11 protein-coding genes and 1 pseudogene are annotated in these 10,209 nt (G+C 67.4%); 4 read left to right on the forward strand and 8 right to left on the reverse strand.

From position 1 onward, the window contains the following. On the reverse strand, nucleotides 1-473 hold a 473-nt coding region (locus tag BJQ90_RS22000; RefSeq protein WP_226762303.1), incomplete at its 3' end, for a GNAT family N-acetyltransferase. Nucleotides 474-588: 115 nt separating this feature from the next. Here BJQ90_RS22000 and BJQ90_RS22005 point away from each other — a divergent pair. Beyond that, on the forward strand, nucleotides 589-1,014 hold the full coding sequence (locus BJQ90_RS22005; protein ID WP_226762304.1) for a GNAT family N-acetyltransferase: 426 nt from the start codon (nucleotides 589-591) through the stop codon (nucleotides 1,012-1,014). 102 nt (nucleotides 1,015-1,116) lie between these two features. On the opposite strand, the gene BJQ90_RS22010 is transcribed toward BJQ90_RS22005, so the two are convergent. From BJQ90_RS22010 to BJQ90_RS22020, 3 genes are all read right to left on the reverse strand, one after another. Beyond that, the gene (locus BJQ90_RS22010; RefSeq protein ID WP_226762305.1) at nucleotides 1,117-2,664 is read right to left on the reverse strand and encodes an HNH endonuclease signature motif containing protein; all 1,548 of its coding nucleotides are present in this window, start codon (nucleotides 2,662-2,664) and stop codon (nucleotides 1,117-1,119) included. Between the two features lie 117 nt (nucleotides 2,665-2,781). Further along, a complete protein-coding gene (locus BJQ90_RS22015) occupies nucleotides 2,782-3,333 on the reverse strand; it encodes a cyclophilin-like fold protein (RefSeq protein WP_226762306.1) in 552 nt (183 codons plus the stop codon). A 56-nt stretch (nucleotides 3,334-3,389) separates the two neighbouring features. Then, nucleotides 3,390-4,592, reverse strand: a complete 1,203-nt coding sequence (locus tag BJQ90_RS22020) for an MFS transporter (RefSeq protein ID WP_226762307.1) — start codon at nucleotides 4,590-4,592, stop codon at nucleotides 3,390-3,392. Nucleotides 4,593-4,827: 235 nt separating this feature from the next. Here BJQ90_RS22020 and BJQ90_RS22025 point away from each other — a divergent pair, with 235 nt between their 5' ends. Further along, a complete protein-coding gene (locus tag BJQ90_RS22025; protein ID WP_226762308.1) occupies nucleotides 4,828-5,703 on the forward strand; it encodes a helix-turn-helix transcriptional regulator in 876 nt (291 codons plus the stop codon). Nucleotides 5,704-5,876: 173 nt separating this feature from the next. Here the strand turns inward: BJQ90_RS22025 and BJQ90_RS22030 are convergent, their stop codons facing one another. Continuing rightward, entirely contained in the window at nucleotides 5,877-7,334 is a 1,458-nt protein-coding gene (locus BJQ90_RS22030) for an FAD-dependent monooxygenase (RefSeq protein ID WP_226762309.1), read from the reverse strand. A gap of 209 nt (nucleotides 7,335-7,543) precedes the next feature. On the opposite strand from BJQ90_RS22030, the gene BJQ90_RS22035 reads away from it, so the two are divergent. Beyond that, complete coding sequence (locus BJQ90_RS22035; protein WP_226762310.1) at nucleotides 7,544-8,170, forward strand: NUDIX domain-containing protein; 627 nt, start codon at nucleotides 7,544-7,546, stop codon at nucleotides 8,168-8,170. Nucleotides 8,171-8,175: 5 nt separating this feature from the next. On the opposite strand, the gene BJQ90_RS22040 is transcribed toward BJQ90_RS22035, so the two are convergent. From BJQ90_RS22040 to truB, 3 genes are read right to left on the reverse strand one after another with little or no spacing between them, the layout of a single operon-like run. Beyond that, complete coding sequence (locus tag BJQ90_RS22040) at nucleotides 8,176-8,643, reverse strand: hypothetical protein (RefSeq protein WP_226762311.1); 468 nt, start codon at nucleotides 8,641-8,643, stop codon at nucleotides 8,176-8,178. Nucleotides 8,644-8,662: 19 nt separating this feature from the next. Then, nucleotides 8,663-9,016 (reverse strand): hypothetical protein, encoded by a 354-nt coding sequence (locus BJQ90_RS22045; protein WP_226762312.1) that lies wholly within the window; start codon nucleotides 9,014-9,016, stop codon nucleotides 8,663-8,665. Further along, nucleotides 9,016-9,969: a tRNA pseudouridine(55) synthase TruB gene (truB, locus tag BJQ90_RS22050; protein ID WP_226762313.1), complete on the reverse strand. Its 954-nt coding sequence runs from the start codon at nucleotides 9,967-9,969 to the stop codon at nucleotides 9,016-9,018. The genes BJQ90_RS22045 and truB overlap by 1 nt, the downstream gene beginning before the upstream one ends. Before the next feature lie 93 nt (nucleotides 9,970-10,062). Here truB and BJQ90_RS22055 point away from each other — a divergent pair. Further along, nucleotides 10,063-10,209, forward strand: a pseudogene (locus tag BJQ90_RS22055) (aspartate aminotransferase); the annotation flags it as partial.

Raw genomic sequence — 10,209 nt, forward strand, 5'->3', positions numbered from 1 at the left:
TGTCCCAGTGGTTTGGAGTAGGTGTCAGCCGTTTCCGTGGCAACGGTCCGGCGGCCGGCCGGGTCAAGAACTTCGTAGGAGTAAGTCGAGGTAGCGCCGGTGGGCCGGTAGCCCAGGCTTGCGTAGAAATTGAGTGCTGCCATGTTGCCGGGCTCGACACCGAGGGTGATCCCGCTGTGGCCGGCCAGCCTGGTTTGCTCTTCCAGCCAGACGCAGAGCGCTCTTCCAGCCCCCACTCCCCTGCTGCCGGGATGCACGAACAGATGCTTGAGCTCAGGGTCGGGGCCGGCCCGAAAATCCAGCACTGCTCCGCCGTGTGGGGTGTCCCCCGTCCACGCCGTGGCGAAGACCATGTCCCCGGCCGCCTGCCGTTCCAGGAAGCCCGCAGCGATGTTTGCTCCCGGGTGCTCGTGCAGGCCCAGGGCGGGAAGATCGCCCGGCGTGCACCTGCGGATGCTCACGGTTGTGTTCACGGTTCGTCCCCCCGGATGTGGCGCCGCGCCAGGCGCGGCCCCCTTTTGCGCGTCGGCGCTACGCTAGCACCTCCCGTCCGTGGCCGGGGACAAGGCCACGTGCGAGACTGTTCCTATGCCAGAGTTCACCGTCCTCGCCGGCCCTCCAGATTCCGACGCCGAGGTGCTGGCGCTGTACGAGTCAGTGGGCTGGACCGCTTATACAAGGGAACCTGAGGTACTCGCCGCCGCCATCCGCGGTTCCTCTTTCGTTGTCACCGCCCGGAGTGCCGGCGGCGGGTTGGTTGGCCTGGCCCGCGCGGTCTCCGACGACGCGACCATCTGTTACCTGCAGGACATCCTGGTGGGTCCGGCGTACCAGAAATCAGGTGCCGGTCGCGCTTTGCTCGACGCTGTGCAGACACGGTACCTGCATGTCCGGCAGTTGGTGCTGATCACCGACAACGAGCCCGGCCAGCGCGCCTTCTATGAGGCTCTTGGTTTCACCGCGGGCTCCGATTTCCGCCCCGAACCGTTGCGCGTCTTTGCGCAGTTCCGCTAGTCCGGGTTGAGCCCGCGGACTCCCACTCCCGAACAGCACCGCTTATCCGGAGGACTGTCGGATCCCGGCGACCCAGCCTCGCTCACGATGGCAGTGTCGGGCTCATTCGAGCCGGAAGTAACGGTTTCGTCGCGGAACCTGGCGCGGATCGAGGTGCGGCGGCGGGATGAACCAGGGCACGCCGCCCCTGAGCTGGACACTCCACTGCTCTTTGTGGATCAGGCCGTGGTGATGGGAGCAGAGCAAAGCTCCATTGCCGGTTCCGGTGCTCCCGCCATGTGACCAGTAGTTGATGTGGTGGGCCTCGCACCAGGGCGCCGGAATGGTGCACTGGGGAAAGGCAAAGCCCCGGTCCCGCGCCGTGATGGCTTTGCGGATATGCGGCGGGAAGACCCGCGAGGTGCGGCCGATGTCGAGGATACGGCCCTGGCCTCCCAGCAGAATGGGGATGATGTCGGCGTCGCACGCGACCATGCGCACGATCGAGGCCGTGACGGGGCCGGTAAACATCAGAGTCCCCGCGTTGGACTCCGGACCGGGTGTCTCCGCGTCGGCGCCGCCGAGCCGTTCCAGCAGGTGACGATAGTCAATGGTGACCACCACCTGCGGGCGCAGCCCTCCCGCGGCGGGCAGGTTTCCGGCAGCGAGGGCCGCTTTGCACGCTCCGACGACGCCGGCGCCGGGAGGTGTTGCCGCGCCGGTCCGCAGGTTTGCGGCAACGTTTATGACGGTGAGCAAGTGTTCGAACTGGTCTGTCGTGGCGAAGATTTCCACGTGATGCAGTCCACGGCGTGCCTGCCGTATGAAAGCCCCCTGGCGCTGGCGCAATTCCTGCTCGCTGGGTTCCTCGCCGTCCTGGCCCAGGGCATCCGTCCAGCGCCTGGCGATCCTGGTCAGGAAATCCTGATCGTTCTCGACCGCAGTCAGGGTGAGGGCCTGCTCCATCCGGGCTGCTGCCTCAGGTGGACACGCATGCCGGACCCGGTCCAGGGAAAGGCTGATGATAGTCGCTGCCCGCGACGCGACGTCCCCGGAGGCGACGGCGGCCGCGAGTTTTTCTTTTGCGGCCGGCAGAGGCTGGCCCGACATGCCTGCGGACGGCAGAATGTCGGCGGCCAGGGCCAGCCGGCGTCGGGATTCCGCGGCGCTGATCCTCAGCCGCGCCCGTAGGAACTCCGCGGTGTTCCGGTACCCGTCATTAACCCATTCCGGCGAAAGTTCCGCGGCTCCCGGCTCCGTCCCAGTGGGATCCGACGGGAGACCGGCCGGGGCGCCCGCCTCAACGTTCCAGCCGGTCAACCAGCCGGCAGGGGCATTGGAACCAAACTTCGCGGCTGCAGTCTTCGCTCCCACTGCCGCCTCGCTTCGGGTCCGGTCAACCGCCGCCGCGGCCACCAGCTGCAGGTAGTCGACCATGCGGGACAGCTCCTCCACGCGGCCGGCGAAGTCCGAGGCTTCGGTCACACCGTACAGCGTTGAATCGGTTAATGCCGTCCCGTTTGAAGAGCGCAGCCCTGCAAGCGCCGCATCCAGAGCACGGTCCGCGTCTTCCGGCCCGTGTGGTGCGGGCGTCAGCCGGGGAATTCCAGTGAGGATTCCGGCACCAGGCCGGGTGGCCTGGACCGGGAGGAAATCTTCGCTGGCTTCCATAGACAAATTCCACCACGAGGCTGCGACATTTTCGGGGCCGAACATATAGGTGGCTTTATTGCTGTCTCCAAATGAGTAGTTGTCGGCTGCGTGACGGATCCGGCCGGCTGTACGGGGTCAGTCAGGTTTACGGATGGTGACGGTGAATCCGTCGGGCTGGTTGCTAACAGCGTCGCTGTTTTCGTAGGTGCCGAGGGGCACAATCCCGGCGAAGTGTCCGACGTGGTGGTAGTAAAGGACGAGGCTCTGCTCGGGGGCGTAGTACCCGATCGTCAGCGGCGCGGCGTCACTGCCCTCCGGTGCGCCTTCGAGGCCCAGCGGGGCTGGAAGTTTCGAGATCTTTTCCTGGCCGCCGTAGTCACGGAACGACAGCGTCAGGGGAAGCTGCGCCAGGAGCGACGCTGACGCGGCGCTGCCGTCCAGTTCTCCCGTTATCTCCCGGCCGTCGAGCTCGATGACAATCGGTGTAGTCGCTGACGTTCGAGTCCGGGTGGCAGTCGGATCGGCCGCCGGTGTGCCAGGGGAGGGTGAACGTGGGTCGCCCTCCCCGGCCGGGCTATAGGTGCAGCCGGCGAGGGCGACGGCGATCACGACGATCGCGGGCACCACGACACCTGGTCGCAGGGCCTTTCCGGGTGCGAAACGGTGGCGCATCAGCCGGGTGTTCATGGGGGTCCTTTCCGGGAACTGCGGTAAGGCATGGTCTGCGGGGTTTGCCGGTGTTGTTAGAGGCGGGCAGGGAATGCGGTGCGGCGTCCGTAGATGGTCAGCATGAGCGCGGCCAGGCCGGCGACGATCATCACGACCGCAAGTACCAGGCCGCTGAAATTCGTCAGCAGTGCGGCACCGAGGATGCCGGCGGTGAAGATGGCGAGGTTGAACGCCACCGGCAGGAACGAGTTCGCGACGTCGGAGTCCGCGCCTCCGGTGGTGGTGAGGGCGGCTTGGAGCTGGGCGGCCGCCCCGCCGAACGTGATCCCCCACAGCACGGTCGCGGCGATGATCGCCGGGGACGATGTGTGGCCGGCGAGGAGTACCACCGCGGCTGCGATGAACAGGGCGACGCTTCCGTGCAGCAACGGGCGGGGGTGGCGGTCCAGGAGCGCGCCGGTGATGACGATTCCGGCGATCGAGGCGACCCCGAAGATGAAGAGTTCGACGTCGACGGTGAGGCTGCTGCTGGTGGCCCGCAGGTACGGGGCGATGTAGGTATAGATGGTGTTGTGTGCCAGCATCCAGGCGAAGATCACGGCCAGGATCACTGCGATGCCGGGGATGCGGAAGACCCGGACCAGGGGAAGCCGGGAGGCTCCGGGCTGCCCGTCGGCGTCGGGCGCGATCGCGGCGATGAACACCCCGGCGACTACGGCCACCGCGGTGAGTCCGGCGAAAGCCCACCGCCAGTCGAATGTCGTTCCCAGCCAGGACCCCAGGGGTGTGCCCAGAGCGAATCCGACGGGTGCCCCGACGGAGACGATCGACAAGGACAGCCCTGCATGCGAGGGTGGACTGATCTTCCGGCCGTAAGCGGCCAGCATCCCCCAGATGATTCCCGAGAACGCGCCGGCGACGAAACGCGACACCAGCGACAGGGTCACATCGGTTGAGAGGGCGGTGGTGCTGTTGGCCAGGATGAGGCCAAGGATCGCGCCGAGGAGCAGCGGCTTGCGGCGCATGCCCCGGGTCAGGGTGATGGCGGGGATGGTGATGATCACCGTGCCGAGGGCGTAGGCGCTGACGAACAGCCCGACGGTGCCCTCGCTGGTCCCCATCCCGGTGGCGATAGCGGGCAGCAGGCCGGCCGGCATGGTCTCCATCGCGACGAGGACGAAGCCGATGACCGCCAGAGCGGCCAGCGTGGCGAGCGGCAGCCGTTGCGCTTTCTCACTAGCTACCGGTGCCGGCGCCGGAAGGGTGGTGGTGTTCATTCTTCTCCTTGCCTGCAACTGGGTCGCGGGGGTTACTTACTGGTCGGGAACGGTTCGGCGTACATGCGAAACCTGTCGCGGCGGGTGTGGTCAGGGCGTCGATAACCTCGTCCGGGTCCTACCGCAATTAAGTCCTTACCCAGTCAACACGCGAACTATCCCGGGGAGGAGTCTCTATCAAGGGGTGTACCAGCAGGGCACCCCAACGAAGTTCTCAGGGACGTATTCTCGTGGCATGGACAACAAAGCCGAGGTACGCGAGTTCCTGATGTCGCGCCGCGCGAAGGTCACCCCCGAACAGGCCGGACTTCCCGCCGGGCCGAACAGACGCGTTGCCGGGCTTCGCCGCACGGAAGTTGCGACACTCGCAGACGTCAGCGTCGAGTACTACGCCAAGCTCGAACGTGGTGCTATCGGCGGAGCCTCCTCATCCGTGCTTGATGCCATCGCCCGCGCCCTTCTCCTCGACGACACGGAGCGGACCCACCTCTTCGACCTCGCCCGTGCGGCCGACGGCATTCCGCTATCCGGGCGTCCCCGCCGCCGTTCCACGAAGAACGCCGTAAGTCGACCCAGTCTTCACTGGGTGCTCAGCACGATCACCGAGGGCGTTGCCTTCGTGCGCGACCAACACCAGGACCTCCTTGCCACGAATGAGCTCGGCCGGGCTTTCTATTCGCCCCTCATCGGCGCCCGCGGTCGCACTCCCAACCTGGCCCGGTTCCAGTTCCTCGACCCTGCATCCCGCGATTTCTATCCTGACTGGGAGCTCTTCGCCGAGATGTGCGTGGCGATCATGCGGGCCGAAGCCGGCCGTGACCCCAATGACAAAGGGCTCCATGACCTCGTTGGTGAGCTGTCCACGCGCAGCGAGGTATTCCGGCAGTTGTGGGGCGCGCATGACGTCCGGACCCATGGGTCCGGCACCAAACGATTCAACCACCCCGTCGTCGGCGAGCTCACTCTCGCCTACGAAGAACTCAGCATTACTGCCGACCCAGGGTTCGTCCTCATGATCTACACCGCCGAGCCCGGCTCGCCCAGCGCTGAGCGACTGCGGCTGCTCGCCAGCTGGGCAGCTACAGGGTCCGCAGCGGCGGCGCCCCGTTAGGGAATATCAAGGGGATGCGCGCTTCGCGGCCGGCGTCGCCGCTTATCCGGCGGGGGCCGCGAGATCCTCCACCACGACGCCGACGTGATCCATCCGTGAGATCGTCATGCACCCGCTGCAGCTTCACGGTCAGCATCAGTAATCGGTGCGTCTATAGCTAAGCTTGCGGGGCCTTAACGCGGCGCGGGCCCGAACCATCTGGCCAGCGCATCCTCCAGCCGCAGCGGCGTCCCGTCTCCCGTCCACGCCACATGCCCGTCGGGCCGGACCAACACGGCGGCAGGAGCGCTGACTGAACCAATCACCGGAAGCTCCCACCCGCCGTCGTATGTGGCGTTCACCAATTGCACCCGCTCCGCCCACGGCCCCGGGTCGATGATGCCCGGCGCGCCGAGGTTGAGCAGCACCGCACGGGCACCGTGCAGGAGGGTGAACACGCGCAGCGGGCCGCTGGCGGTGACGACGTCGAGATCGGGCATGCGGCGCCCGAGCAACGGGTGCCCCTCACCGAGGTCGTAGCGGATGTCCAGGCCGGAAATGAGCCCGCCCAGCCGCTTCCGGGCCTCATCGATCGTCAGCAGTTCGGCCACCGTGTCGGCCAACGCGCCGACGCGCGGGTCGGCCCGCTGCATGAGTGACTGCGCCATCGTGTGCTTCAGCGCGCGGGCCCCGGCCGGGTGCCGCTCGGCGTGATAGGTGTCCAGCAGGCTGTCCGGGGCAATGCCCTTGACCACCTGGGCGAGCTTCCAGCCGAGGTTCACGGCGTCCTGGATGCCGAGCCCGATCCCCTGCCCGCCCGAAGGAGCATGGATGTGCGCGGCGTCCCCGGCCACCAGCACGCGGCCGCTGCGGTAAGACGAGGCCTGCCGCGTGGCGTCGGTGAACCGCGAGATCCATGTCGGACTGTGGACCCCGAAATCGGTGTTGTAGACCCGGGTCAGCGCCTCGCGAAGGTCAGCCAGGGTGGGCTCGGTCGCCGGTCCAAGTTGCTTCTCGGTCACGACCACACGCGTGGTTCGCCCGTCCTCCATCAGGTGCAGCCCGTGGATCCCCACCTCGTCGATGCGGATGCCCGCCGGCGTCTCCTCGGTCACTTCCACTTCGGCGATCAGGCTGCTCCTCGTCGCATCCCAGCCGGGGAACCCGATGCCGGCTGCCTTGCGGACAGCACTTCGCCCGCCGTCGGCGCCGACCAGGTACAGCGCTCGCAACGGGCCGCCGTCGGCGAGATGCACGTCGACCCCGCTGTCGTCCTGGGCGAAGCCGGCCACCTCGAGCCCCCGATGGACCGGCACACCCAGCTCCTCGATCCAGCCGGCCAGAATTTGCTCAATACGGTTCTGCCACAGGCCGAGCGTGTAAGGGTGCCGGGTAGGAAAGTCGCTCACATCCAGCGTCGTGTTCCCGAAGAACGCCGCCTGGACACGCTTGCCCTCGGCGAGGAACCGGCCGGCAATCCCGCGCTGATCAAAGATTTCGATCGTCCGCGAGTGGAACCCGCCCGCACGCGAGCCCACCAGCTCCGGCGTCGGGCGGCGCTCCACAATCGCCGCATCCACCCCCGCCAGCGTCAGCTCAGCGGCCAGCATCATCCCAGTCGGACCGCCTCCGGCAACGATCACTTCAACCATCACAACCCCCTGCCCCTCCAGGCCTTTTCCGTGCACCGGTTCCGGGCACGTCCGAGCCAGTTTGAGGCATGACGGGGGCCTTGCCGCAAGCCCCCTTGCGCGCGATAGATTGGAAGTGGCGGGGACACACTCCGGTTTCGGGTCCCGGCTGGCCCAGCGAAAAAGTCATACTCCGGCCGGCGCGGGCAGGGCCGTGGGAAACTGGGGGCATGGACAGCCCTGTTGCCCCGACCTCCAGCCCGGCACTCCCCCACGACGCACGGCCCAACGAAGAAGCACATCCCGCAGCCGCGCACTCCACCGAGCTCCCGTTCGAACTGCGACGCCCTCTGGGGCCCCGCGATCCCGGGGACGCCTGGGTCGAGGGCGACCGTGGTCGGTTCTGGGGGCGCTTTGGTTCAGCCGGGCTGCTCGTTCACGACCCGGCCAAGGGCGTCCTGCTCCAGCACCGCGCCCTGTGGAGCGACCAGGGAGGCACCTGGGGTCTTCCGGGCGGAGCCCTCCACCAGGGCGAAGAAGCGGTCCGCGGGGCTTTGCGCGAGGCCAACGAAGAAGCCGCCGTCCCGCCGGAGAACATCCGGGTGCTGTTCACCTCGGTGTTCGACGTTGGCTACTGGACGTACACCACCGTCGCCGTCGAGGTGGTGGAAGCGTTCGAACCGGAGATCAGCGACCCGGAAAGCCTGGAACTGCAGTGGGTGCCGGTCGAGCTCGTCGGCGACAAAGAGCTACATCCCGGTTTCGGAGCGGCCTGGCCGGTCCTCCGTCGCAGGCTTGTGGGGCTCGACGCCGGAATGGACAGCGGCGCCGACGCCGGACCCGGCACCGACAGGTAGGACGCTCACGCCTGCTTCGGCGCGGGACGACGGCGGTACAGCCAGATGAGGCCCAGGATCGGCAACAGCAGCGGGATGAACGCATACCCGCGGCCAAACAGGGACCACACCGTCTCATGCGGGAAGTTGACCGAGTCGAACACACTAAGCGCCCCGACCACCAGCACGCCCACCAGTTCCACGAGCACCGCCACAACGGACACCTTGAACCAGGTCCGGCCGGGCTTCGCGAGGGACACTGTCGCCACCAGGTAGACGACGGCGGCGAACGCCGACAGCAGGTAGGCCAAGGGGGCTTCGGAGAACTTGGTCAGGATCTGGTACCCCGCCCGGGCCGTTGCCGAAATGGCAAAGACGGCGTAGACCGCGATCAGCAGCCGGCCGGGACCGGTGTTGCGGGTATCTTTTGCCGCCGGCGCCGGTTCTGTGCCCGGTGTCGTTCCAGTGTCCTCGTGCGAAGGTTTCGCTGTCACGTTCTTTGCCTCTTCCACGTCAGTACCAAATCTGATTCATTCGGGCCGCCATCACCAGGGCGGTGACGCCGACGGCGGCCAGCACGAAGTTGCTCCAGCGGGTGCGTTCCAGGATGGCCCAGTACACCGCGCCGACCGGCAGCAGCAGGGCCGTCAACAGGTAGCCCCAGAACTCCCACGGCTCCCCGGCGATGTGTTCCCCGCCCGCGACCCGGATGATCGAACCGACAAGGTACACCAGCAGTGAGAGTTCGACGGCGGCGACCGAGAGGATAGTCGTGTCGTTCGGGGCCTTCTTGAGGATGCCGGCTATCAGGCAGATAAGGCTCGAGACCAGCCCGACCACCAGGATGATGTAGAAGTACGCGTCCACTATTGCCCGGCCTGATGTTCAGCCGTCGGCTGCTTTGGCGGGTGCTTCTCATTGTCCGGCGCGAAGACCAGCACCGGTTTGGCGTAGCTTCCCTTGTCAGCGAGCAGGGCCACGAGGGTCCCGTCGGGGGCGAAGGCAGCGGCCGGCTGCTCCGGCGTGGCCGCGCCGGGAGTCCCGGCGGCCGCACCTGCGGCGATTCTGCGGCCGAAGGAAATCTCGGTGGTTTCCTCGTCGCTGAGTTCACGGTTGGGCATGAGGGCCCGGGCGGCCTGGGACATTTCCAGCACGTCCAGCTCTTCGGCGAGCTCTTCCAGGGTGTGGGCCTGGTCCAGGGTGTAGGGGCCCACCTGGGTGCGGCGGAGCGCCGTCAGGTGGCCGCCGACGCCAAGCGCATGGCCGAGGTCGCGGGCCAGGGCCCGGATATAGGTGCCGGAGGAGCATTCCACCGTGACGTCGACGTCGAGCGCCTCGCCGTCGCGCACCGGACGGATCCCGTGGACCTCGAAGCGGTGGATGGTGACCGGGCGGGCGGCCAGCGTGACCTCTTCGCCGGACCGGACCCGAGCGTAGGCGCGTTCCCCATTGACCTTGATGGCGCTGACGCTGCTGGGGACCTGTTCAATCTCACCGGTCAGGGCTTCGACGCCGGACCGGACCGCTGCTTCGGTGACCGCGGCGGCGCTGTGCGTGGCGGTGACCCCGCCTTCGGCGTCGTCGGTGACCGTCGATTCACCCAGGCGGATGGTGGCCGTGTAGGTCTTGGAGGTGCCCACGATGTACGTCAGCAGCCGGGTGGCCTTGTTGATGCCGACCACCAGGACGCCCGTGGCCATGGGGTCCAGCGTCCCGGCATGGCCGACCTTTCGGGTACCGGCGAGCCGCCGCATCCGTCCAACCACATCGTGGCTGGTCCAGCCTTGCGGCTTGTCCACTATTACCAGTCCAGAAAGCACGCTCCCCAGTATATCTGCGGCAGGGCAGCCCTCGGCGCCGCGAGCTGCGCCGGCGCCCCGGCACCCGGGGCTGCGCCGGTTAGGATGGCAGACATGCCCGAGCTTGCCGCCCACGTCCGCGATGTCCCCATCAACCAGATCCGCGAAATCACCGAAGCCGCCTGGGGAACTCCCGGTGCCATCGTGCTGAGCATCGGCGAACCGGGGTTCGCCGTCCCCCGCCATATCCTCGAGGCGGGG

Source organism: Arthrobacter sp. SO3, from assembly GCF_020532825.1.
Lineage (GTDB): Bacteria > Actinomycetota > Actinomycetes > Actinomycetales > Micrococcaceae > Arthrobacter.